Below are 24184 nucleotides of genomic sequence, written 5' to 3' on the forward strand. Positions count from 1 at the left end.
GACGCGCAGATTTGTGCCCGCGCGGCAAACGGCTGCTGAAGGAGACGCAAAATGATGGACGGCTCCAAGTTTGACGACGCCCAGACGGGCGAGCAGAAGATCCGCAACTTCAACATCAACTTCGGCCCGCAACACCCGGCCGCGCACGGCGTGCTGCGTCTTGTGCTGGAGCTGGACGGCGAGATTGTCGAGCGCTGTGACCCGCATATCGGCCTGCTGCACCGTGGCACCGAAAAGCTGATGGAAAGCCGGACCTACCTGCAAAACCTGCCCTATTTCGACCGGCTTGATTACGTGGCGCCGATGAACCAGGAACATGCCTGGTGTCTGGCCATCGAAAAGCTGACAGGCGTGCAGGTGCCGCGCCGGGGCAGCCTGATCCGGGTGCTTTACTCGGAGATCGGCCGCATTCTCAACCACCTCCTGAACGTCACCACGCAGGCGATGGATGTGGGCGCTCTGACCCCGCCGCTCTGGGGCTTTGAGGAGCGCGAAAAGCTGATGGTGTTCTATGAGCGGGCCTGTGGCGCGCGCCTGCACGCGGCCTATTTCCGCCCCGGCGGGGTGCATCAGGACCTGCCGCCCGAGCTGATCGACGATATCGAGACCTGGGCCAATGAATTCCCCAGGGTGATCGACGACCTTGACGGCCTTCTGACCGAGAACCGCATCTTCAAGCAGCGCAACGCCGATATCGGCGTGATTTCGGAAAAAGACGCGCTCGATTGGGGGTTTTCCGGCGTGATGGTACGCGGCTCGGGCATGGCCTGGGATCTGCGCCGCGCGCAGCCCTATGAATGCTATGACGAGTTCGACTTCCAAATCCCCGTCGGCAAGAACGGCGATTGCTATGACCGCTACCTCTGCCGGATGGAGGAGATGCGCCAATCGCTCAAGATCATCCATCAGGCGATCGAGAAGCTGCGCGCGCCCGAAGGGCAGGGCGATGTGCTGGCCCGTGGCAAGATCACCCCGCCGAAACGCGGCGAGATGAAACAGTCGATGGAAGCGCTGATCCATCACTTCAAGCTTTACACCGAAGGCTTCCACGTGCCCGAGGGCGAGGTTTATGCCGCTGTCGAAGCGCCCAAGGGCGAGTTCGGCGTCTTCCTTTTGGCCGATGGCACCAACCGGCCCTATCGCGCCAAGATCCGGGCGCCGGGGTATCTGCACCTGCAAGCGATGGACTATGTCGCGGGCGGGCACCAGCTTGCCGATGTGGCGGCGATCATCGGGACGATGGATGTCGTTTTCGGGGAGATTGACCGCTGATGTCGCGGCGCCGCCAGGGAAATATCCCGATGGGGGCACGCGCCGGGGATGCGGGCCATGCAACCGTCAGAAATAAGGCGGACGTGGCCCGGTATGATGTTGTTTTGGGCGCGCCTTTCGCGCTTCGCACAGAAAGGGGACTCTGATGCGATTGACTATGAAACTGGCCGGCCTCGCGGGCCTGATGGTGCTGGCGGGCTGTGAAGTGCCGCCGCAAGGCACCAGTGCCGAAGATGTGGCGCGTTTTCAGGCCGCCGTGGCCAGCATCGGCTGCGAGATGGTGGGCGAAAGCGACTATCTTCCGGTGGAGCTGCAAGCCGGGCTGACCCGCCAACAGGCGACCGACCTGGTGTCGTTCCATCTGGCGACGGGAAAGGCCGTTGAGCTTGAAAGCGGCGGCGCGCGTCTGGTTGTGGGCGACTGCACGCCAGAACCCGCCGCCTGAGCCGGATTATCCCGGCCTCCGGGATGCATTGAAACAAGATGGGCGGGAATTCCCGCCTTCGAGACCTGAAAAGACTGTTTGACCATGCTGCGCAGACTGTATCACGACCAGCCCGAGAGCTTCGCCTTCACCCCTGCCAATCAGGCCTGGGCCGAGGCGCAGATTTCCAAATATCCCGAAGGCCGCCAGGCCAGCGCGATCATCCCGCTTCTGTGGCGTGCGCAGGAGCAGGAGGGCTGGCTGACCCGTCCGGCGATCGAAACGGTCGCGGATATGCTCGACATGGCTTATATCCGGGCGCTCGAAGTGGCCTCGTTCTACTTCATGTTTCAGATGCAACCCGTTGGATCCGTTGCCCATATTCAGATTTGCGGCACGACCTCCTGCATGATTTGCGGCGCCGAGGACCTGATCGGTGTCTGCCGCGAGAAGATCGCCGACAAGCCCCACACCCTGAGCGCCGATGGCAAATTCAGCTGGGAAGAGGTGGAATGCCTCGGGGCCTGCGCCAACGCGCCTATGGCCCAGATCGGCAAGGATTATTACGAAGACCTGACAGCCGAACGCTTCGCCGAGATGCTGGATGAAATGGCCGCGGGCAAGGTGCCGGTCCCGGGCCCCCAGAATGGCCGCTATGCGTCGGAACCCAAATCGGGGCTGACCAGCCTTACCGAGTTCGACACCGGCAAGACGAAATACAACGCCAGTGTGCAACTGGCCACCGATATCGGCGACACGATCAAGCGCATCGACGGTACCGAAGTCCCCCTGATTGCCCCCTGGCGCGACAAGGGCGCGATGCATGATCCTGCGCCGTCCACGGTGAAAGTTGCAAAGCAACCTGCCGCCCCCGAGGCGAAGCCCGCTGAAAAACCTGCAAAGGCCGTGGCCGAGGAGAAACCGGCGACCAAGCTGGCAGAGGCTGAAAAGCCCGCGGCTGTGGCCAAGTCGGCGGAGGGTGCAGGCACCAAACCGCAGGCGCTTGAGGCGGCGCGCGACGGCAAGGCGGATGATCTGAAGCTGATCAAAGGTGTCGGGCCCAAGCTGGAAAAACTCCTCCATTCACTTGGCTTTTATCATTTTGACCAGATTGCCGAATGGACCGCCGACGAGGTGGCCTGGGTCGATCAGAACCTCGAAGGGTTCAAGGGCCGGGTGAGCCGCGATACCTGGGTCGACCAAGCCAAGATTCTGGCAGCCGGAGGCGAGACCGAGTTTTCCGCCAGGAAGAAGAAGTGAGTAAAAGGTGAGCAAGGCACCCGTCATATCAGGGAGTAACCAGTCATGAATTCAGGATATTGGACCACCTGCACAATCGTGTGTTGGCTGATCTCGGCAATCGCCGGGATATTGGTGTTTCTGGTGGCGCGCGAGCCGACAAGTTTCATTGCGGCCCTTCTTGTGGGTATGGCCTTTGCCGCCTTCCTCGGGCTGGTTCTGACGCGCCTTTTCTGCACGTCTGATACTGCGGGTGCCGCGACGAGTGTTGAGACCGGTGCATCGGACGCTCAGGCCGATGACGGCGAAGCCGCTGCTGCGGCGGCTGCCGAAGCTCAGGCCAAAGCACAGGCCGAGGCGGACGCACAGGCAAAGGCGGAGGCGGAGGCCGCAGCGAAAGCGGAGGCTGAGGCAAAAGCCAAGGCCGAGGCCGAGGCGCAGGCAAAAGCAGCGGAGGCCGAGGCGGCCCGCAAGGCCGAAGAGGCAGCCTCCACCCCCGATTATGATGGGGACGGTGTGCGCGAAGGCACCGATGAAGGTTCGCGCCCGGCAGCCCTCTCAGGTCCGCGCGATGGCGGTGCCGACAACCTCAAGGAAATCAAGGGGATCGGCCCCAAACTTGAAAAGCTCTGCAATGAGCTCGGCTTCTACCATTTCGACCAGATCGCCGCCTGGACGGCGGATGAGGTGGCCTGGGTCGACGCCAATCTGCAAGGCTTCAAGGGCCGCGTGACCCGTGACGAATGGGTGGCACAGGCCAAGATCCTCGCCTCCGGGGGCGAGACCGAATTTTCCAAACGCGTCGAAGATGGCGATGTGTACTAACGCAAGATGAGCAATGTCGGACAAGGATCAACAGATTGCACGCAAGGGCCGCTTCACCGCGATGGTGATCGCGGGCACCGGTGTGTTCTGGATTCTTGCGACGCTGATCGGCGGGCATCTGGAGCTGACCAACAGGATGCGCGCGCTCTTCGACATGCTCGCCCTCGCGGGGTTCATCTGGGCGTTTGTGTTGATCTATCAAATGTGGCGCTTGCGCCAGGACAATCAGAGGTAGCGGGATGCTGAAAGACCAGGATCGTATCTTTACCAATCTTTACGGGATGCACGATCGCAGCCTCAAGGGCGCGCAGGCGCGCGGCCATTGGGACGGCACCGCCAAGATCCTGCAGAACGGGCGCGACTGGATCATCGACCAGATGAAGGCCTCGGGTCTGCGCGGGCGGGGCGGCGCGGGCTTCCCCACCGGGCTGAAATGGTCGTTCATGCCCAAGGAAAGCGACGGGCGTCCGGCCTATCTGGTGGTCAATGCCGACGAATCCGAGCCCGGCACCTGCAAGGACCGCGAGATCATGCGCCATGACCCGCATACTCTGGTCGAGGGCTGCCTGATCGCCAGCTTCGCGATGAATGCGCATGCCTGCTATATCTACATCCGCGGCGAATATATCCGCGAGAAAGAAGCGCTGCAGAACGCCATCGACGAGGCCTATGAGGCCGGTCTGATCGGCCGCAACGCCTGTAACTCGGGCTGGGATTTCGACCTCTACCTGCATCACGGGGCCGGGGCCTATATCTGTGGTGAGGAAACCGCGCTTCTGGAAAGCCTTGAGGGCAAGAAGGGCATGCCGCGCATGAAGCCACCCTTCCCGGCGGGGGCGGGGCTCTATGGCTGCCCGACCACGGTGAACAACGTGGAATCGATCGCCGTTGTGCCGACCATCCTGCGGCGCGGGGCGGACTGGTTTGCCGGGTTCGGCAACGCCAACAACGCGGGCACCAAGATTTTTGCCATCTCGGGCCATGTGAACAATCCTTGTGTGGTCGAAGATGCGATGTCGATCAGCTTCGAGGAGCTGATCGAGAAACATTGCGGCGGCATTCGCGGCGGCTGGGACAATCTTAAGGCGGTGATCCCCGGCGGGTCCTCTGTGCCGTGCGTGCGCGGCGAGACGATCCGCGACGCCACGATGGATTTCGACGGTCTGCGCCAGGTGGGCAGCTCGCTGGGTACGGCGGCGGTGATCGTCATGGACAAGGACACCGACATCATCAAGGCGATCTGGCGCCTGTCCAAGTTCTACAAGCACGAAAGCTGTGGTCAGTGCACGCCCTGCCGCGAAGGCACGGGCTGGATGATGCGGGTCATGGACCGGCTGGTAAAGGGCGAGGCCGAGGTCGAGGAAATCGACATGCTTCTCGACGTGACCAAACAGGTCGAGGGGCACACGATCTGTGCGCTCGGCGACGCGGCGGCCTGGCCCATTCAGGGCCTGATCAAAAACTTCCGGGATGAGATCGAGGACCGCATCAAGGCCCAGAAAACCGGCCGCGTCAGCGCGGTGGCGGCGGAGTAAACAATGCAGCTTGCCCAGTTCAATATCGGCAGACTTGCCTATGATCTCGACGACCCCCGGGTTGCCGATTTCGTGGCGGGCGTCGATGTGTTGAACCGGATTGCAGAACGCAGTGATGGCTTCGTCTGGAAGTATGAGACCTTCGCTGGCGGTGCGGTTGACGAAGACGTGGACGACGACCCGCGGATTGTCGTGAACCTGACGGTCTGGGAAAGTGTCGCAACCCTGCGCCACTATGTCTGGAACACGCTGCACAAGCATTTTCTGACCCGCAAGGGCGAGTGGTTCGAGAAACTGGACCGCGCGCATCTGGTTCTGTGGCGGGTGCCGACGGGGCATCGTCCCGATCTTGCCGAGGCCAGGGGCAAGCTGGATCGTCTGCGCCATCTTGGGGCGTCCGACGCGGCGTTTGACTGGGCCTGGCTGGATCAGGACAAGAGGGAGAGTGCATGATGGAACCGTTCGCACCCTATTCCCACGCGATCGTGGCCCTGGCGGGTACGGCGATCCTGCTGCTGATCATGAGCCCGCTATCCGCAATGAAGAAATCCGCAATGGGCCTCGCCCCAGGTGCGACGCCCGAGCAGGACTATACCAACGCCTGCTATCGCTGGCACCGCGCCTATGGCAACCTCGCCGAGAGCATTGGCACGTTCGCGGCGGTCACGCTGGCGGCAATTCTGGCGGGAGCCAGCCCGTTCTGGGTGAACCTGCTTGCCTCGCTCTTTCTGGTGATCCGCATCTTTCTGGCGGTGGTGCATATCAAGGGCATCGGCAAACCCGATATGAGCCTGCGCTCGTTCACATATGTGGCGGGCTGGCTCATTTGTCTCATCCTGGCGCTTCTCGCCATTTTTGCAGCCATAGGCGGGTAGGGGAACAGACCATGTTGCGCGCACTCATCATCTCTCTGCTCACCGTCACCCTGCTCAGCGGCTGTGTCGAACGGGCCAAGCGGGTCTATTTCGACGGCAAGCATTATCCGACAAAGGGCAAGGCGGTGTCGAAGGACGATCGCAAGGCGTTTGTTGTCAATGTCCGCAAGGCGTCACAGGGCATCGATGGTGCGCGCGAAGCCGGGCGGCATGGCGGCTCACGCTATTGTATCGAAACCTTCGGCACATCCGAAATCGAATGGGTCGTGGGCCCGGACAGCCCGGCCGAGGCGCTGGTTGTCAGCAACGGCAATCTGCAAATGACGGGGCGCTGCGTCACGTGGTAAAAAATTGCAACATATCAGGTGCTTGGGCGGATGATATTGTATATCAACCCGAGCTCTCCCCATGTCGGGGCAACCGGGGCGCATCCTGTGCGCGCCCGGCTGTTCGCATGGAAGGAGAAACTGGTATGCGTATGATCACCCCCCTTGTTCTGGTCGCGGCCCTGGGCGTCGGCACCGCCGCGTCAGCGGGTCTGCAGGATGAAACCGACCTCAATAACGGCTTGCTCGTGGCGGCCGTGGCCGAGAAGATTCAGCGTGAATGCTCCACCATCGGTGCCCGGATGTTCCGCGCCCGCGCCTATGCCAATGAGCTGAAGGAACGCGCCGAGGCGCGCGGATACACCATGGCCGAGATCGAGGCCTATGTGGATGACAGCGACGAGAAGCGCAAAATGCGCGAACGCCGCAATGCCTATTTCAAATCGAAAGGGGCCAGCAACCTTGACCCCGACAGCCTCTGCGTGCTGGGCCACGCGGAGATCAATAAGAACAGCCCCGTGGGGCAACTGTTAAGAGCAAAGTGAGACCACATGTCAGACCTTCGCAAAGTCATCATCGACGATCAGGAAATCGAAGTGGACGGGGCCATGACCCTGATCCAGGCCTGTGAACAGGTGGGGGTCGAGATACCGCGCTTTTGCTATCACGAGCGGCTTAGCATCGCGGGCAACTGCCGGATGTGCCTTGTGGAAGTTGTGGGCGGGCCGCCCAAGCCCGCCGCCTCCTGTGCCATGCAGGTGCGCGACCTGCGGCCCGGCCCCGAGGGCCAGCCGCCGGTGGTCAAGACGAACTCACCCATGGTCAAGAAGGCCCGCGAAGGCGTGATGGAGTTTCTGCTCATCAACCACCCGCTGGATTGCCCGATCTGCGATCAGGGCGGCGAGTGTGATTTGCAGGATCAGGCAATGGCTTACGGGGTGGACTTCAGCCGCTTCCGCGAGCCCAAGCGTGCGGTGGACGACCTCGACCTCGGACCGCTGGTCGAAACGCATATGACCCGCTGCATCTCCTGCACCCGCTGCGTGCGCTTCACCACCGAGGTGGCGGGCATCACCCAGATGGGCCAGACCGGCCGCGGCGAGGATGCCGAGATCACGTCCTATCTGGGCGAAACGCTCGACAGCAACCTGCAGGGCAATATCATCGACCTTTGCCCGGTTGGGGCGCTGGTGTCGAAGCCCTATGCCTTCACCGCGCGGCCCTGGGAACTGCGCAAGACCGAAACGATCGACGTGATGGATGCGCTCGGCTCCAACATCCGGGTGGATTGCAAGGGCCGCGAAGTGATGCGCATCCTGCCGCGCAACCATGACGGCGTGAACGAGGAATGGATCTCCGACAAGACGCGCTTTGTCTGGGACGGGCTGCGCCGCCAGCGGCTCGACAAGCCCTATATCCGTGAGAATGGCAAGCTGCGCCCGGCCAGCTGGAGCGAGGCGCTCACGAAGGCGGCGGAGGCCGTCAAGGGAGCGAAGAGCGTGACCGGCCTCGTGGGCGATTTGGCCCCGGTCGAGGCGGCCTATGCGCTCAAGCAACTGATCGAAGGGCAGGGCGGACGCGTCGAATGCCGCACCGATGGCGCGCATCTGGTGCCGGGCAACCGGTCGGCCTATGTCGGCACGGCCGCGGTGGAAGAGATCGACAGCGCCAGGCATATCTACCTCATCGGCACCGACCCGGCGGTAGAAGCCCCCGTGCTGAACGCGCGCATCCGCAAGGCCTGGCTGGCCGGAGCCGAGGTGACCCATGTGGGCGCCGAAACCAGCTTTACCTATGACGCCAACCATATGGGAGCGGGCAACCGGTTCCTGGTCCGTCTGGTGAACGAGGCGGCGGAACAGGACGGCGCCATCGTGATCGTCGGCCAGGGTGGGCTGATGGGCGAGAACGGCGCAGGCGTTCTGAACCATGCGATGCAACTGACCGAGAAGCTGGGCGGCAAGATGCTGGTCCTTCACAGCGCGGCGGGCCGCGTCGGGGCGATGGACGCAGGCTGCACCACCGAGGGCGGGATCACCGCGGCGCTCGACGGGGCCGACGTGATCTATAACCTGGGTGCCGATGAGATCGACATCGCACCGGGGGCCTTTGTGATCTACCAGGGCAGCCATGGCGACCGGGGCGCGCACCGCGCGGACGTGATCCTGCCCGGGGCCGCCTATACCGAGGAACAAGGGCTGTTCGTGAACACCGAAGGCCGTCCGCAGCTTGCCCTGCGCGCCGGCCATCCGCCGGGCGAGGCCAAGGAAAACTGGGCGATCCTGCGGGCGCTGTCGGGCGAGATGGGCGCAACATTGCCCTTTGATAACCTGGCGCAGCTGCGCACGGCGCTGGTGGGTGAGGTGCCGCATCTGGCGCAGATCGACGAGGTGCCGGAAAACGCGTGGGAGATGGTCCCCGCCGCCGAGCTGGGCAAAGGGCATATGCCCGCCGCGATCGGTGATTTCTACCTGACCAACCCGATCGCCCGCGCCTCGGCCCTGATGGCCGAGCTCAGCGCCAACGCCAAGGCGCGCGCCAACCCGCCGGTTGCCGCCGAGTAATGCGCACCGCCGCCGCCATAACACCTGTGTCGCTCGCCATGATCGGCGCGCTGGGGGGCTGTCAGGCCACGTCGCCTGACACCGTCACCCGCTTTGCGCCGGACTATCGCGGCATTGAGACACGGCTTCTGGACGGCGATTTGGTGAATTTCCGGGTGGAAATGACGGGTGCGCGCAACCGTGGGGATGTCGCGCGCTATGCCGAATGCGCCGCAGCGCAATACACGCTGATCCGGGGCTATGGTTTTGCGCGGCATTTGCGCACGACCGTGTCGGAACAGGGTGGCATCTGGCGCGGCGATGCGGTTTATACGATCTCGCCGGACCTGCCCGACGGGCTGAAAAAAATCGACGCGGAAGTCGTCGCCGCCGACTGTGCGGAAAACGGAATACCGATGGTATGAGGGACTGATGGCTGAATTCTTTACAACCCCGCTCGGGACATTCGTGATTATCCTGGCCCAATGCCTTGCGGTGCTGGGCTTCGTGATGATCAGCCTCTTGTTCCTTGTCTATGGCGACCGCAAGATCTGGGCCGCCGTTCAGATGCGCCGCGGGCCCAACGTGGTGGGCACGTTCGGCCTGCTGCAATCGGTGGCCGACGCGCTGAAATACGTGGTCAAGGAAGTGGTGGTGCCAGCAGGCGCCGACAAGCCGGTCTTCTTCCTGGCGCCCATGACCAGCTTCGTGCTGGCGGTGATCGCCTGGGCGGTGATCCCGTTCAATGAGGGCTGGGTGATCTCTGACATTAACGTCGCCATCCTCTATGTCTTCGCCATGTCCTCGCTGGAGGTTTACGGCGTGATCATGGGCGGCTGGGCGTCGAACTCCAAATACCCGTTCCTGGGCTCGTTGCGCTCGGCGGCGCAGATGATCTCCTACGAGGTGTCCATCGGTTTGATCATCATCGGTGTGATCATTTCGACGGGCAGCATGAATTTCGGCGCCATCGTGTCCGCGCAGGACACCGCCTATGGCTTCTTCGGATGGTACTGGCTGCCGCATCTGCCGATGGTGTTCCTGTTCTTCATCTCCTGCCTGGCCGAAACGAACCGGCCTCCCTTCGACCTGCCCGAGGCGGAATCGGAACTCGTCGCGGGCTATCAGGTGGAATATTCCGCAACGCCCTTCCTTTTGTTCATGGCGGGCGAATATATCGCCATCTTCCTGATGTGCGCGCTCACCTCGCTTCTGTTCTTCGGCGGTTGGCTCTCGCCCATCCCGGGTATCCCCGACGGGGTGCTCTGGATGATTGCCAAGATGGCCTTCTTCTTCTTCATCTTCGCCATGGTGAAGGCGATCACCCCGCGGTATCGCTATGACCAGCTCATGCGCATCGGCTGGAAAGTATTCCTGCCGCTCAGCCTGGCCTGGGTCGTGATCGTGTCCTTCCTGGCGAAGTTCGAAGTCTTCGGCGCCTTCTGGGCCCGCTACGCGATGGGAGGCTGATCACGGTCATGGGTGTCGACTACGTCCTTTTTGACAGGCTGGTAGAGCTTTCGACCCGGTTCAAACCGGAAGGTCGGACGCTTATGCTTGGCCGTCAGGCGTTCGGTATCCAGACAAGGTATCGCCAGATGTACGAGGCCACGCTCAAGCGTCACGGGATCGACGCCAAGCGGTTCGATTTCCTGCAAGAGGACGGTTTTGCCGAAACGCTGATGCGCCGCCTCGGCTTTGGCGAGATCGAGACGATGGATTTCTCTGATTACGAAGGCGCGCAGGTGATCCATGACCTGAACACGCTGCCCGATGAGAGCCTTGAGAACCAGTTCGACCTGATCTTTGACGGTGGCACGGTGGAGCATGTGTTCAACGTGCCCAACGAGCTGGAAGGTATCTTTCGGATGCTGAAACCCGGCGGGCGGTTCGTGTCGGCCAACGGGCTGAACGGCTGGTATGGCCACGGTATGTATCAGTTCAACCCCGAGCTGGTCTGGACCTTCTGGGGCCGCGCCTGCAATTGCCGCGTCATCGACTGCCGCGCCGTTCCGGTGGAGCCCGATCAGGACTTCAGCCAGGTGGAGTTTCAGGATCCGGCGCTGACCGGGCATCGCCTGTGGCTCAAGGGCAAGATCGGGCCGGGGCGCACCTATCTTTATTACGAGGTGGAAAAGACCGACGAGTCCCACCTGCCGACATTCGCGCTGCAAAGCGATTATGAAACCAAATGGGCCGGGCATGACACTGCCGGCGAGACCAGACTGCAACAGGCGAGGGGCTGAGACATGACCCAGATCGATTATGGACGTGCTGCCGGGTATTTCCTGCTCAAGGATTTCTTCGTCGGCTTCAAGCTGGGGCTGAAGTATTTCTTCGCCCCCAAGGCCACGCTGAATTACCCGCATGAAAAGGGGCCGCTTTCCCCGCGCTTTCGCGGCGAACATGCCCTGCGCCGTTATCCTAATGGCGAGGAGCGCTGCATTGCCTGCAAACTCTGCGAGGCGATCTGCCCGGCGCAGGCGATCACCATCGACGCCGAGCCGCGCGATGACGGCTCCCGCCGGACCACCCGCTATGACATCGACATGACGAAATGCATCTATTGCGGCTTCTGTCAGGAGGCCTGCCCGGTCGATGCCATCGTCGAAGGGCCAAACTTCGAGTTTGCCACCGAAACCCGCGAGGAGCTGTTCTACGACAAGGCCAAGCTTCTGGAAAACGGCGATCGCTGGGAAGCCGAGATCGCCCGCAACCTCGAACTGGACGCACCGTACAGATGAGCAACCCCACGAACCCCTTCGAGGCCATGATGGCCCAGGCGCAGGAGATGGTGAAAGCCATGAATCCGGCGATGGAAAGCTTCTCGCCCAAGGGGTTTGAAAGCCTGTGGCCGACCATGCCCAAGGAATTCATGGAAATGGCCTTTGGCAAGGGGTTGAACAAGGACGGTCTGGATGCCAAGACGCGGCTGCTGATCACGCTTGCGGGGCTCACCATGCTGGGCGCGCAAAGTGCCACACAGATGCGCATGACCGTGCGCCACGCGCTCGAGGCCGGGGCCACAAAAGATGAGATTGCCGAAACCATCGGGATGATGTCGATGTTTGCCGGTATCCCGTCCATGACCCGCGCGATGGAATATGCGCGCGAGGTGCTCGACGGGGACAATAAAGAGGACGAAACGTCATGACTTTTGCAGCTATCGCCTTCTACCTCTTTGCCGTTTCGGCCATTGTTGGCGGGCTTTTCACCGTGATCAGCCGCAACCCGGTGCATTCGGTGCTCTGGCTGATCCTGGCCTTTATCAGCTCTGCCGGACTCTTCGTGCTTCTGGGGGCCGAGTTCGTCGCCATGCTGCTGATCATCGTCTATGTCGGCGCGGTCATGGTGCTGTTCCTCTTCGTCGTCATGATGCTCGACGTGGATTTCGCCGAGCTGAAGGCGGAGATGGCCAAGTATATGCCGCTGGCGCTGCTGATCGGGGTGATCATCCTGATGCAGATCGGCATGGCCTATGGCGCGTGGGAGACCGCGGAAGGCGCCGAAGCTGCGCGCGGGGCCGTGGCCCCTGTGGGGGTGACCAATACCGAGGCGCTCGGCCTCTTGCTCTATGACAAATACTTCCTGCTGTTCCAACTTGCGGGGCTGATCCTGCTGGTGGCCATGATCGGCGCCATCATGCTGACCCTGCGCCACCGCTCTGACATCAAACGCCAGAACGTGCTGGCGCAGATGTACCGCGATCCGGCCAAGGCGATGGAGCTGCGGGACGTGAAACCGGGGCAGGGGCTCTGAGGCAAAGAATAGGCCCCCGGATCAGATCCGGGGCATGACGGACAAAAGACGACCGGGGCCGATGAGACCCCACAGATAAGAGAACCGAGGGACGACGACATGATAGGAATTGAGCATTACCTGACGGTGGCGGCGGCGCTGTTCGTCATCGGCATCTTCGGCCTCTTCCTGAACCGGAAGAACATCATCATCCTGCTCATGTCGATCGAGCTGATGCTGCTTTCGGTCAATATCAACCTGGTGGCCTTCTCCAGCTTTGCCGGAGATCTTGTCGGCCAGGTCTTCACCCTCTTTGTGCTGACCGTGGCCGCCGCCGAGGCCGCCATTGGCCTTGCGATCCTGGTCTGCTTCTTCCGCAACCGCGGCACGATCGCGGTCGAAGATGTCAACGTGATGAAAGGCTGAGACGATGGAGCAAACAATCCTCTTCGCGCCTCTCATCGGGGCCATCATCGCGGGGTTCGGCTGGCGCATCATTGGTGATGTGGCGGCGCAATGGGTCACCACCGGCCTGTTGTTCCTGGCCGCGATCCTGAGCTGGATCGTGTTCCTGGGCCTGGGCGACGAAACCCAGCATATCCACATCCTGGACTGGGTGCAGTCCGGCACGCTCGATACAAGCTGGTCGATCCGGCTGGACCGGCTGACCGCGATCATGCTGATCGTCGTCACCACCGTCTCGGCGCTCGTCCATCTCTATTCCATGGGCTACATGGCGCATGACGAAAACTTCCGCGAGGATGAGAGCTATCGCCCGCGCTTCTTCGCCTATCTCAGCCTCTTCACCTTCGCCATGCTCATGCTGGTCACCGCCGATAACCTCGTGCAGATGTTCTTCGGCTGGGAGGGTGTGGGCCTCGCCTCTTACCTTCTGATCGGCTTCTACTTCCGCAAACCCAGCGCCAATGCCGCCTCGATCAAGGCCTTCGTGGTCAACCGGGTGGGCGATTTCGGCTTTGCCCTGGGCATTTTCGCGATCTACTTCCTGGTCGACAGCGTCAAGTTCGATGACATTTTCGCCGCCGCCCAGCAGCTTTCGGAAACGCAGCTGACCTTCCTGTGGACCGAATGGAACGCGGCCAACCTGATTGCCGTGCTGCTCTTTATCGGGGCCATGGGTAAATCGGCACAGCTCTTCCTGCACACCTGGCTGCCTGACGCGATGGAAGGCCCGACGCCGGTGTCGGCGCTGATCCACGCGGCCACGATGGTGACGGCGGGCGTGTTCCTTGTCTGCCGTATGTCGCCGCTGATTGAATACGCCCCTGATGCCAAGGCGCTGATCACCTTCCTCGGCGCCTCCACGGCCTTCTTTGCGGCCACGGTGGGCCTGGTGCAGAACGATATCAAACGCGTCATCGCCTATTCCACCTGTTCGCAGCTGGGGTACATGTTCGTGGCCGCGGGCGTGGGCGTCTACTCGGTGGCCATGTTCCACCTCTTCACCCACGCGTTCTTCAAGGCGATGCTGTTTCTTGGCGCCGGCTCGGTCATCCACGGGATGCATCACGAGCAGGACATGCGCAACTATGGCGGACTTCGCAAGAAGCTGCCGGTGACCTTCTGGGCCATGCTGATCGGCACGCTGGCCATCACCGGTGTGGGCATTCCGCTGACGACCATCGGTTTTGCTGGGTTCCTCTCCAAGGACGCGGTGATCGAAAGCGCCTATGCGGGCACGGCGGGCGGCTATGCCTTCTGGATGCTCGTGGTGGCGGCGCTCTTTACCAGCTTCTACAGCTGGCGGCTGATGTTCCTGACCTTCTGGGGCAAGCCGCGCGGCGACAAGCACACCCATGAACATGCCCATGAAAGCCCCGCGGTCATGCTGGTCCCGCTTGGCGTGCTGGCCATCGGCTCCGTGCTGGCCGGGATGGTCTGGTACAACAGCTTCTTCGGCAAGACCGACGAGGTGGCCAAATTCTTCAACGTGCCCTATCACGCCGAGGCCGCACATGGCGATGCGCATGGCGATGATCACGGCGAGGCCAAGGATGACGGGCATGGCGACGACGGCCATGGCGAGGCCGCCACGAAAGAGGCGGATGAGCATGCCGGGGAGAAGAAAGACAAAGACGCCAAGCCGCATTACGTGCTCGCGGGTAACCCGGGCGACGGGGCAATCTATGCGGCCGCCGACAACGACATCCTGAACGAGGCGCATTACGTGCCGAAATGGGTCAAGGTCAGCCCGTTCATCGCGATGATCATCGGACTGGTCACGGCCTATTGGTTCTATATCGTCAATCCGTCGATCCCGCGCCGCCTGGCGGAAAACCAGCGCCCGCTCTACCTGTTCCTGCTGAACAAGTGGTATTTCGACGAGATCTACGACTTCCTTTTCGTCCGGCCGGCCATGTGGCTTGGCAAAGCCTTCTGGAAGAAGGGGGACGGCACTGTCATCGACGGCTCGATCAACGGGGTTGCGATGGGGATCATCCCCTTCTTCACCCGGCTCGCTGGCCGGGCACAATCGGGCTACATCTTTACCTATGCGTTCGCCATGGTGATCGGGATCGCGGTGCTTATCACCTGGATGACGATCTCGGGGGGGGCTGAATAATGGATAACCTTCTTTCGATCACCACCTTCATCCCCGCCATCGCGGCCCTGATCCTGGGCGTTTTCCTGCGGGGCGATGACGAGGCCGCCAATCGCAACGCCAAATGGGTGGCGCTGATTGCCACCTCGCTGACCTTCCTGGTGTCGCTCTTTATCCTCGCGGGCTTTGACCCCGACGATACCGGCTTCCAGTTCGTGGAAGAGCATACCTGGCTTCTGGGGCTGAAATACAAGATGGGCGTCGATGGAATCAGCGTGCTGTTCGTGTTGCTGACCACCTTCATGATGCCGCTCACCATTGCTGCCTCGTGGAATGTGACGGTGCGGGTGAAGGAATACATGATTGCCTTCCTCGTGCTTGAGACGCTGATGCTGGGCGTGTTCATGGCGCTCGATCTGGTGCTCTTCTACCTCTTCTTCGAGGCAGGTCTGATCCCGATGTTCCTGATCATCGGCATCTGGGGCGGCAAGGAGCGGATCTATGCCAGCTTCAAGTTCTTCCTCTACACTTTCCTCGGCTCGGTGCTGATGCTGGTGGCGATGGTGGCGATGTTCGCCGAGGCGGGCACCACCGACATCCCGACGCTGATGAACCACACCTTTGCCTCCGACAGCTTCTCGGTGCTGGGCGTGCATATCGTGGGGGGCATGCAGACGCTGATGTTCCTCGCCTTCTTCGCCAGCTTCGCGGTGAAGATGCCGATGTGGCCGGTGCACACATGGCTGCCCGATGCTCACGTGCAGGCGCCCACCGCGGGCTCGGTCGTTCTGGCGGCGATCCTGCTGAAGATGGGCGGCTATGGTTTCCTGCGCTTCTCCCTGCCGATGTTCCCTGTGGGCTCGGAGGTGATGACGCCGCTGGTCCTGTGGATGTCGGCCATCGCCATCGTCTACACCTCGCTGGTCGCACTGGCGCAGGAGGACATGAAAAAGCTCATCGCCTACAGTTCTGTGGCCCATATGGGGTATGTCACCATGGGCATCTTTGCGGCCAACCAGCAGGGCATTGACGGGGCGATCTTCCAGATGCTCAGCCACGGCTTCATCTCCGGCGCGCTCTTCCTCTGCGTCGGGGTGATCTATGACCGGATGCACACCCGCGAGATCGACGCCTATGGCGGCCTCGTAAACCGGATGCCCGCCTATGCGCTGATCTTCATGCTTTTCACCATGGCCAATGTCGGCCTGCCGGGTACCTCGGGCTTTATCGGGGAGTTCCTGACGCTGGTGGGCATCTTCCAGGTCAACACCTGGGTGGCTCTGGTGGCCACGTCGGGTGTGATCCTGTCGGCGGCCTATGCGCTCTGGCTCTATCGTCGGGTGGTGCTGGGCGATCTGATCAAGGAAAGCCTCAAGAGCATTTCGGACATGTCCGGGCGCGAGCGCGCGATCTTTGCGCCGCTCGTGGTGATGACGCTGCTCCTCGGGGTCTACCCGAGCCTTGTGACCGATATCATCGGGCCGTCCGTTGCGGCCTTGATCGACAATTACGACACGGCGCTGGCCGCGGCAGAGACCGCGAACCAGACCGCAAGTGCCGCGCAGTAACGGAGGGCCAGAGATATGCAGGCCGACCTGAACGTAATCCTGCCCGAGATCATCCTCTCGGTCTATGCGATCGCAGCGCTCCTGGGCGCGGTCTATACAGGCAAGGACCGGATGGCGGGGATGCTGCTCTGGCTCACCGCGGCGCTTTTCGTGGCTGTGGCGCTTTGGATCGGATCCACCGCGAACGGCACGCGTGAGGCCTTTGGCGGCATGTTTGTCGATGACGGGTTCGCCCGATTTGCCAAGGTGACGATCCTGCTGTCCGCCGCGGCCATTCTGGTGCTGGGACAGGAATACATGGCCCGCCGCAACCTGATGCGGTTTGAGTATCCGCTGCTTATCGCGCTTTGTGCGGTCGGTATGATGATGATGGTCAGCGCGGGCGACCTGATGGCGCTTTACATGGGGCTGGAGCTACAATCGCTTGCGCTTTATGTGGTGGCCTCCCTGCGGCGCGACAGCGCCAAGTCCACCGAGGCCGGCCTGAAGTATTTCGTTCTGGGCGCGCTCAGCTCGGGCCTGCTGCTGTATGGCTGCTCTCTGGTTTATGGCTATGCCGGCACAACGCTCTTCTCGGGCATCATCACCTCGGCACAGGATCAGGCCCCGATCGGGCTGCTTCTGGGGCTGGTCTTCGTGATGTCGGGCCTTGCGTTCAAGGTCTCGGCCGTGCCCTTCCACATGTGGACGCCCGACGTCTACGAAGGGGCGCCCACACCGATCACCGCCTTTTTTGCCACCGCGCCCAAGATGGCCGCCATGGCGCTTTTCGCGCGTGTCATGCATGACGCCTTTGGCAATGTGGTGGGCGACTGGCAACAGATCGTGGCGCTGCTGGCGCTTCTGTCGATGTTCCTCGGCGCTGTTGCCGCTATCGGGCAGACCGATATCAAGCGGCTGATGGCCTATTCCTCGATCGCGCATATGGGCTTTGCCCTGATGGGCCTTGCCGCCGGGACGGCCTTTGGTGTGCAGGCGATGCTGATCTATATGGCCATCTATGTGACGATGAATATCGGCACCTTCGCCTTCATCCTGTCGATGGAGCGTGACGGCCAGCCGGTGACGGATATCGCCAGCCTGAACATGTATTCCCGCGCCCATCCGACCCGCGCCTTCGCGATGCTGATCCTGCTGTTCAGCCTCGCCGGTGTGCCGCCGCTGCTGGGCTTCTTCGGCAAGCTTTATGTGCTGCGCGCGGCTTATGAAGGTGGGCTGGCCTGGCTTGCCATTGCGGGGGTGATCGCGTCGGTGATCGGTGCGTTCTATTACCTGCGAATCGTCTATTACATGTATTTCGGCGAGGAAGGCGACGGCCTGGAAACCGGCAAATCCCCGGTGCAATGGGGCTTCCTGATGGTGTCGGCGGCGATCATGCTTCTCGGCATTATCAACATGTTCGGGGTCGAGGGCATGGCGCAGGCGGCGGCGGCGACCCTGGTCAACTGATCGGGCTGAGGACCGCCGGGGTGTCAAAGAGTATCTTGCCTCCGGCGGGAGTATTTTCGGAACAATGAAAGCGGTGTGGCCATCTGGATATGGGAGGCGTGTGCTGGCCGAAGTGGACAGCACCAATGCCGAGGCCGCACGGATTGCAGGCACGCTGGCGGGGCCTGAATGGATTCTGGCGCTTCACCAGACCGCGGCGCGCGGGCGGCGCGGGCGGGCCTGGGCCAATCCGGAGGGGAATTTCGCGGCCACGCTGGTGATGCGGCCCGAGGGCAGTGCGGAGCAGATGGCGCTGCGCTCTTTCGTGGCGTCGCTGGCGCTCTATGATGCCTGTGTCGCGGTGACCGGACGCAGCGCGGGACTGGCGCTGAAATGGCCCAATGATGTGTTGCTGAACGGTGGCAAGCTGGCTGGTATCCTGCTGGAGAGCGCCGGAAGTGCCGCGGGGCTGAGCCATTTCATGATCGGTATCGGGGTGAACCTGCGTGAAGCGCCGGGCGCGGATCAGGTGGAGCCGGGGGCTGTGCGGCCTGTCTCCTTGCTGTCCGAAACCGGTGTCGCGGTCACGCCCGAGGCGTTTCTGGACGTTCTGGCGGCGGCCTTTGCCCGCCATGAGGCGCAATTCACCGAGCTTGGTTTTGCGCCGATCCGCAGGCTCTGGCTCGACCGGGCGGCAAAGCTGGGCGAGGTGATCACCGCCCGAACGGCCCGCGACGAGATCACCGGAACGTTTCAAACGGTGGACGAGGCGGGCAATCTTGTTCTATTGAGCGGCAAAACCCGGCATGCCATTCCGGCGGCCGAAGTCTTTTTCTGAAAGGGGCCGAGATGCTTCTGGCCATTGATTGCGGCAATACCAACACCGTTTTTGCGATCTGGGACGGGACCGAGTTCATCTGCACCTTGCGGACCTCGACCCACCATGCGCGCACGGCGGATGCCTATTTTACATGGTATTCCACGCTGGTGAAGCATTACGGGATCGAGGTGGATATCACCGATGTAATCATCTCGTCCACGGTGCCGCGGGTGGTGTTCAACCTGCGGGTTTTTGCCGACCGGTTCTTTGGCTGTCGTCCCCTGGTGGTGGGCAAGCCCGAATGCGCGCTGCCGCATGAGCCGAAAGTGGATGAGGGCACGATCGTGGGGCCGGACCGGCTGGTCAATGCGGCGGGGGCGTTTGACCGGCATGGTGGCGATCTGATCGTGGTGGATTTCGGTACGGCCACGACATTCGATGTGGTCTCGAAGGACGGAAATTACATCGGCGGGGTGATCGCGCCGGGGGTCAACCTGAGCCTGGAGGCGCTGCATATGGCGGCGGCCGCCTTGCCGCATGTGGATATCTCGAAGCCGCAAAATGTCATTGGAACCAACACGGTAGCCTGTATGCAATCGGGTGTGTTCTGGGGCTATATCGGGCTGGTCAAGGAAATCTGCGACCGGATCAAGGCGGAGCGCGAGCGCGAGATGACGGTGATCGGCACTGGCGGGCTGGCGCCATTGTTTGCCGAGACGGAAGAGTTGTTCGATGTGATCGAGGACGATCTGACGATGCACGGGCTGACCGTCATCCATGAGTATAACAAGGCGTTGGGATAAGCGATGAGCAGTGAACGGGTGATCTATCTGCCTCTGGGTGGGGCGGGCGAGATCGGGATGAATGCCTATGTCTACGGGGTTGGCCAGCCGGGGCAGGAGCGGCTGATCCTGGTGGATCTGGGTGTGACCTTTCCGGACATGGATGGCAGCCCCGGTGTTGATCTGATTTTGCCGGATATTCAATGGCTTAAAGAGCGTCGTGAACAGCTGGAGGCGATCTTCATCACCCATGCGCATGAGGATCATGTGGGCGCTCTGGCGCATTTCTGGGGGGATCTGGGCGCGCCGGTTTATGCCCGTGCCTTCACCGCCAATATCGCCCGGCGCAAGATGGAGGAGCATGGCCATCCGGAGCGGGCGGTCACCACGGTTTCGCCCTGGCCGGAAACCGTGCAGGCGGGGCCCTTCACCGTGGGGTTTGTTCCTATTTCTCATTCAATTCCAGAGAGTTCCGGACTGGTGATCGACGTGGCCGGGCAGCGCCTGGTGCATTCGGGCGACTTCAAGATCGACCATGCGCCGGTTGTGGGCGAGCCGTTTGACGAGGATGCCTGGAAACAGATCGGCGCGGCTGGCGTGCTGGCGCTCATGTGCGATTCTACCAATGTTTTCAATGCACATGGGGGGCGTTCTGAAAGTGCGCTTGGCCCGGAAATCGAGAAACTCGTCGCCGGATGCAAGGGGATGGTGGTGGCCACGACCTTTGCCAGTAACGTGGCGCGGGTAAAGACGCTGGCCGAAGCGGCACAGGCGGCGGGGCGGTCGGTGTGTTTGCTGGGCCGTGCGATGCGGCGGATGATCGAGGCCTCGGTGGAAACAGGCGTGCTTACCGGCTTTCCGCGCACGATAAGCCCCGAGGAAGTAAAGGAAATTCCCCGCGAGAACGTGATGCTGATCGTCACGGGAAGCCAGGGGGAGCGGCGCGCGGCGAGTGCGCAGCTGAGCAATGGCAAATATCAGGGGATCACGCTTAAGGAGGGGGACACGTTCCTCTTCAGCTCCAAGACCATTCCGGGGAACGAACGCGGGGTGGCCAGAATCATGAATAATTTCAGTGAGATGGGCGTCGATGTTGTGGACGAATCCGGCGGGCTCTATCACGTGTCGGGCCATGCCAACCGGCCGGATCTGAGCACGATGCACAAGCTGGTCAATCCGAAGCTGGTGGTGCCCATGCATGGCGAGCATCGGCATCTGCGGGAACATGTAAAACTGAGCAAATCCAACGGGTTCAAAGGCATTCTTGCACCGAATGGCACGATGATTGACCTCGGCGGCGAAACACCCACAGTGGCCGAGTATGTCGAGACCGGGCGGACCTATCTGGATGGCTCGGTCCAGATCGGGGCGCTGGACGGGATCGTGCGCGACCGTATTCGTATGGCGCTGAACGGGCATGTGATGGTGAATGTGATCCTTGATGAGGATGATGAGCCGTTGGGCGAACCCTGGTGTGAAATCAGAGGCTTGGCGGAGACAGGTGTCAGCCGAGCACCGCTGGTGGATGTGCTGGAGGAAGACCTGAGCCAGTATCTGGGCCGGGCCGGATCGAAGACGCTCATGGATGACGACAAGCTGGAAGACGGCTTGCGCAAGATCGCGCGGAACACGGCGCAGGGCGAGATCGGCAAGAAGCCGGAAGTGACGGTGGTGATCTCGCGATTGTCGGCCTGAAAATTTTGTACAAAACGTACAAAATGACCCCCTGTTTTGTACAATCGAACAATCGGGCGCATATGTCGCAATCTGACGAGACGGGACGGGCGAACGGGCGGTTAGGTGGCGTGTAACCACTTTTGAGGGACCGCCATGAGCGCCAGCCAGTATATCGACCTTGACCGCTATCCGATTGACCGGGCCGGACCCGACCGTGACGCCGTGATCGCGCGGGCGCGCGCAGCGCTGGCCGAGGATGGCTGTGCGGTGCTCAAGGGGTTCCTGACCGGGGCCGGGATCGCGGCGCTGACGGCGGAGGCCGAGAGCGTGGCCGACAAGGGGCACCACTCGCACAGCCGGACCAATGCCTATTTCACCCGCGACGACCCGAGCCTGCCCGAAGACGATCCGAGGCGGCAGTTCTTCGACCGCTCGAACGCGTTTATCCCGGCGGACAATTTTGTGCCGGAAGGGCCGTTGCGGCAGGTGCATGACTATCCCGGCTTTGACAGGTTTATCCAGGATTGCCTGCAGGAGGAGAAGTTTTACCGCTATGCCGATCCGCTGGCCGATGTGATCGTGAACATGGCCGAGGAGGGCAATGGCTTTCCCTGGCATTTCGACACCAACAATTTCACCGTGACGCTGGCCATTCAGAACGCCGAAGAGGGGGGCGCGTTTGAGTATGCGCCCGGCATCCGCGAGGGGGATGAGAATTTTGCCGAGGTCGCGAAGGTGCTGAACGGCACCTCGGAGCGGGTGACGGTGCTGCATCTCGAACCGGGCGATCTGCAACTGTTCCGGGGGCGGTATTCGCTGCACCGGGTGGCGCCGCTAAAGGGTGCAAGGCCCAGATATGTGGCGATTTTTTCCTATGTGGAAGAGCCGGGCATGGTGGGCAGCGTGGAGCGCACCGAGCAGCTTTATGGCCGGACCCTGCCGGTTCACCATGAGCGGGCCGGGCAAAGGGCGGACGCCTATATCGATTGAGGGAAGGCGGGGTGCCCCCCCGCCTTGCAGGTCAGTTGCGGCGTTCGTCGAAGCTTTGGGCGATGAAGCTGGGCATGTGATCGCCCATGCCGACGGTTCTGTTGTCGCCGCCCGAGCGGCCACGTCCGCCGCGCTCGCCGCGTTTGCTGGTCTGCTTTTCGCGCGGCTGGTCCTCGCCGACCTCTTGCGTGGCCGTCTCGGCAGTGGCGGGCGCGGGGGCCTCTTTGTCGGATTTGCGCGACCGGCTGCGGCGCGGCTTTTTCGGGCTGTCCTCGCGGGCCTCGGCCTCGGGGGCCTCGTCCTGGGGCGCGGTGCCCAGAGGGTTGTCGAGCCGGGGGATGTCCTTCTGAATCAGCGCTTCGACGGCGGCGAGCGCCTTTTCGTCGCGCGGGTTGCAGAGTGTGATCGCCTTGCCTTCGCGGCCTGCACGGCCGGTGCGGCCGATGCGGTGCACGTAATCTTCGGGGTGGCCGGGCACGTCGAAGTTGAACACGTGGCTGACCGCGGGCACGTCGAGCCCGCGCGCGGCCACATCGGAGGCCACAAGAAACTTCAGCTCACCGCCGCGGAAGGCATCAAGCGTGCGCGTGCGCTGTGACTGGTCCAGGTCGCCATGAATGGGGGCGGCATCATAGCCGTATTTTTTCAAGGACTTGGCGACGATATCCACATCCGTCTTGCGGTTGCAGAAGATGATCGCGTTGGTGCATTTCTCACCCTCCGCGTCGATCAGCGCGCGCAGGAGCTTGCGCTTTTCGCTGTCGGCGCGGTCGCGGCGCGAGGGTTTGAACATGGCCACGCCCTGTTCGATCGTCTCGCTGGCCGTGGCCTGGCGGGCCACTTCGACGCGGGCCGGGTTGGAGAGGAAGGTGTTGGTGACCCGCTCGATCTCGGGCGCCATGGTGGCGGAGAAGAAGAAGGTTTGCCGGGTGAAGGGGGTCAGGCCGAAGATCCGCTCGATATCGGGGATGAAGCCCATGTCGAGCATGCGGTCGGCCTCGTCCACGACCATCACCTTGACGTCCGACAGGATCAGCTTGCCGCGTTCGAAATGATCGAGCAGGCGGCCCGGGGTGGCGATGAGCACGTCAACGCCCTTGTCGATAAGAAGGTCCTGTTCCTTGAAGCTGACCCCGCCGATCAGCAGCGCCTTGGTCAGGCGCAGGTATTTGGAATAGGTGTCGAAGTTTTCGGCCACCTGAGCGGCAAGTTCCCGCGTGGGGCAGAGCACGAGAGAGCGCGGCATCCGCGCCCGCGCCCGGCCGCGCGCCAGAAGCGACAGCATGGGCAGGGTGAAGCTTGCCGTTTTGCCGGTGCCGGTCTGGGCGATGCCCAGCACGTCGCGCCCCTCAAGGGCGGGCGGAATGGCCCCGGCCTGAATCGGCGTAGGGGTTTCATAGCCGGCATCGGCGATGGCTTTGAGGACTTTGGGGTTCAGGCTCAGGTCTGAAAATTTGGTCATGTGTATCCGTGGTTTACGGACACTATCTTGGCCCGTACGTCGCAATTGGGGCGGCCCGAATGGCCATATCTGCCCCGTCACGGGCCATGTACCTCAAGATGCGCGAAAGGGCAATGC

General features: G+C 62.1%; 26 protein-coding genes. 25 read left to right on the top strand and 1 reads right to left on the bottom strand.

Annotation, left to right across the window (positions count from 1 at the left end):
- The first annotated feature begins 54 nt into the window (after positions 1–54).
- From EI983_RS06830 to EI983_RS06950, 25 genes are all read left to right on the top strand, one after another.
- Entirely contained in the window at positions 55–1272 is a 1218-nt protein-coding gene (locus EI983_RS06830) for an NADH-quinone oxidoreductase subunit D (protein ID WP_198389419.1), read from the top strand.
- A 145-nt stretch (positions 1273–1417) separates the two neighbouring features.
- Complete coding sequence (locus EI983_RS06835; protein ID WP_246162326.1) at positions 1418–1717, top strand: hypothetical protein; 300 nt, start codon at positions 1418–1420, stop codon at positions 1715–1717.
- An 84-nt stretch (positions 1718–1801) separates the two neighbouring features.
- Complete coding sequence (locus tag EI983_RS06840) at positions 1802–2956, top strand: NADH-quinone oxidoreductase subunit E (protein ID WP_157706631.1); 1155 nt, start codon at positions 1802–1804, stop codon at positions 2954–2956.
- A 45-nt stretch (positions 2957–3001) separates the two neighbouring features.
- Complete coding sequence (locus EI983_RS06845) at positions 3002–3760, top strand: NADH:ubiquinone oxidoreductase (protein WP_157706632.1); 759 nt, start codon at positions 3002–3004, stop codon at positions 3758–3760.
- Positions 3761–3773: 13 nt separating this feature from the next.
- Positions 3774–3995, top strand: coding sequence for a DUF5337 domain-containing protein (locus EI983_RS06850; protein WP_157706633.1), 222 nt, complete (start codon positions 3774–3776; stop codon positions 3993–3995).
- 4 nt (positions 3996–3999) lie between these two features.
- On the top strand, positions 4000–5295 hold the full coding sequence (gene nuoF / locus EI983_RS06855; RefSeq protein ID WP_157706634.1) for an NADH-quinone oxidoreductase subunit NuoF: 1296 nt from the start codon (positions 4000–4002) through the stop codon (positions 5293–5295).
- A 3-nt stretch (positions 5296–5298) separates the two neighbouring features.
- Positions 5299–5748, top strand: a complete 450-nt coding sequence (locus tag EI983_RS06860) for a DUF3291 domain-containing protein (protein ID WP_157706635.1) — start codon at positions 5299–5301, stop codon at positions 5746–5748.
- Positions 5745–6170 (top strand): MAPEG family protein, encoded by a 426-nt coding sequence (locus EI983_RS06865; RefSeq protein ID WP_246162328.1) that lies wholly within the window; start codon positions 5745–5747, stop codon positions 6168–6170. Before EI983_RS06860 ends, EI983_RS06865 begins: the two co-directional genes overlap by 4 nt.
- A gap of 11 nt (positions 6171–6181) precedes the next feature.
- The gene (locus EI983_RS06870) at positions 6182–6517 is read left to right on the top strand and encodes a hypothetical protein (RefSeq protein ID WP_157706636.1); all 336 of its coding nucleotides are present in this window, start codon (positions 6182–6184) and stop codon (positions 6515–6517) included.
- A 125-nt stretch (positions 6518–6642) separates the two neighbouring features.
- Positions 6643–7041: a DUF5333 domain-containing protein gene (locus tag EI983_RS06875; protein WP_157706637.1), complete on the top strand. Its 399-nt coding sequence runs from the start codon at positions 6643–6645 to the stop codon at positions 7039–7041.
- A gap of 6 nt (positions 7042–7047) precedes the next feature.
- On the top strand, positions 7048–9060 hold the full coding sequence (gene nuoG, locus EI983_RS06880; protein ID WP_157706638.1) for an NADH-quinone oxidoreductase subunit NuoG: 2013 nt from the start codon (positions 7048–7050) through the stop codon (positions 9058–9060).
- On the top strand, positions 9060–9464 hold the full coding sequence (locus tag EI983_RS06885) for a hypothetical protein (RefSeq protein WP_157706639.1): 405 nt from the start codon (positions 9060–9062) through the stop codon (positions 9462–9464). The genes nuoG and EI983_RS06885 overlap by 1 nt, the downstream gene beginning before the upstream one ends.
- Before the next feature lie 7 nt (positions 9465–9471).
- Positions 9472–10509 carry an NADH-quinone oxidoreductase subunit NuoH gene (nuoH, locus tag EI983_RS06890; protein WP_157706640.1) on the top strand — a complete coding sequence of 346 codons (1038 nt, stop codon included), beginning with the start codon at positions 9472–9474 and terminating at the stop codon, positions 10507–10509.
- An 8-nt stretch (positions 10510–10517) separates the two neighbouring features.
- Positions 10518–11285 carry a methyltransferase domain-containing protein gene (locus EI983_RS06895; RefSeq protein ID WP_157706641.1) on the top strand — a complete coding sequence of 256 codons (768 nt, stop codon included), beginning with the start codon at positions 10518–10520 and terminating at the stop codon, positions 11283–11285.
- A gap of 3 nt (positions 11286–11288) precedes the next feature.
- On the top strand, positions 11289–11783 hold the full coding sequence (gene nuoI / locus EI983_RS06900) for an NADH-quinone oxidoreductase subunit NuoI (RefSeq protein WP_157706642.1): 495 nt from the start codon (positions 11289–11291) through the stop codon (positions 11781–11783).
- Positions 11780–12193 carry a carboxymuconolactone decarboxylase family protein gene (locus EI983_RS06905; RefSeq protein WP_157706643.1) on the top strand — a complete coding sequence of 138 codons (414 nt, stop codon included), beginning with the start codon at positions 11780–11782 and terminating at the stop codon, positions 12191–12193. Before nuoI ends, EI983_RS06905 begins: the two co-directional genes overlap by 4 nt.
- A complete protein-coding gene (locus EI983_RS06910) occupies positions 12190–12798 on the top strand; it encodes an NADH-quinone oxidoreductase subunit J (protein ID WP_157706644.1) in 609 nt (202 codons plus the stop codon). The genes EI983_RS06905 and EI983_RS06910 overlap by 4 nt, the downstream gene beginning before the upstream one ends.
- Positions 12799–12897: 99 nt before the next feature.
- Positions 12898–13203 carry an NADH-quinone oxidoreductase subunit NuoK gene (gene nuoK / locus EI983_RS06915; protein ID WP_157706645.1) on the top strand — a complete coding sequence of 102 codons (306 nt, stop codon included), beginning with the start codon at positions 12898–12900 and terminating at the stop codon, positions 13201–13203.
- A 4-nt stretch (positions 13204–13207) separates the two neighbouring features.
- Positions 13208–15361, top strand: coding sequence for an NADH-quinone oxidoreductase subunit L (gene nuoL, locus EI983_RS06920; protein WP_157706646.1), 2154 nt, complete (start codon positions 13208–13210; stop codon positions 15359–15361).
- Positions 15361–16908: an NADH-quinone oxidoreductase subunit M gene (locus EI983_RS06925; protein ID WP_157706647.1), complete on the top strand. Its 1548-nt coding sequence runs from the start codon at positions 15361–15363 to the stop codon at positions 16906–16908. The genes nuoL and EI983_RS06925 overlap by 1 nt, the downstream gene beginning before the upstream one ends.
- A gap of 15 nt (positions 16909–16923) precedes the next feature.
- On the top strand, positions 16924–18357 hold the full coding sequence (gene nuoN / locus EI983_RS06930; protein ID WP_157706648.1) for an NADH-quinone oxidoreductase subunit NuoN: 1434 nt from the start codon (positions 16924–16926) through the stop codon (positions 18355–18357).
- Between the two features lie 64 nt (positions 18358–18421).
- Positions 18422–19174 (top strand): biotin--[acetyl-CoA-carboxylase] ligase, encoded by a 753-nt coding sequence (locus tag EI983_RS06935; protein ID WP_157706649.1) that lies wholly within the window; start codon positions 18422–18424, stop codon positions 19172–19174.
- Positions 19175–19185: 11 nt separating this feature from the next.
- Positions 19186–19959: a type III pantothenate kinase gene (locus EI983_RS06940; RefSeq protein WP_157706650.1), complete on the top strand. Its 774-nt coding sequence runs from the start codon at positions 19186–19188 to the stop codon at positions 19957–19959.
- A gap of 3 nt (positions 19960–19962) precedes the next feature.
- Entirely contained in the window at positions 19963–21633 is a 1671-nt protein-coding gene (locus EI983_RS06945) for a ribonuclease J (RefSeq protein WP_157706651.1), read from the top strand.
- Positions 21634–21768: 135 nt separating this feature from the next.
- Complete coding sequence (locus EI983_RS06950; protein ID WP_157706652.1) at positions 21769–22605, top strand: HalD/BesD family halogenase; 837 nt, start codon at positions 21769–21771, stop codon at positions 22603–22605.
- Between the two features lie 31 nt (positions 22606–22636).
- Here the strand turns inward: EI983_RS06950 and EI983_RS06955 are convergent, their stop codons facing one another.
- A complete protein-coding gene (locus EI983_RS06955) occupies positions 22637–24067 on the bottom strand; it encodes a DEAD/DEAH box helicase (RefSeq protein WP_157706653.1) in 1431 nt (476 codons plus the stop codon).
- Between the last annotated feature and the right edge of the window lie 117 nt (positions 24068–24184).

Source organism: Roseovarius faecimaris (assembly GCF_009762325.1).
Lineage (GTDB): Bacteria > Pseudomonadota > Alphaproteobacteria > Rhodobacterales > Rhodobacteraceae > Roseovarius > Roseovarius faecimaris.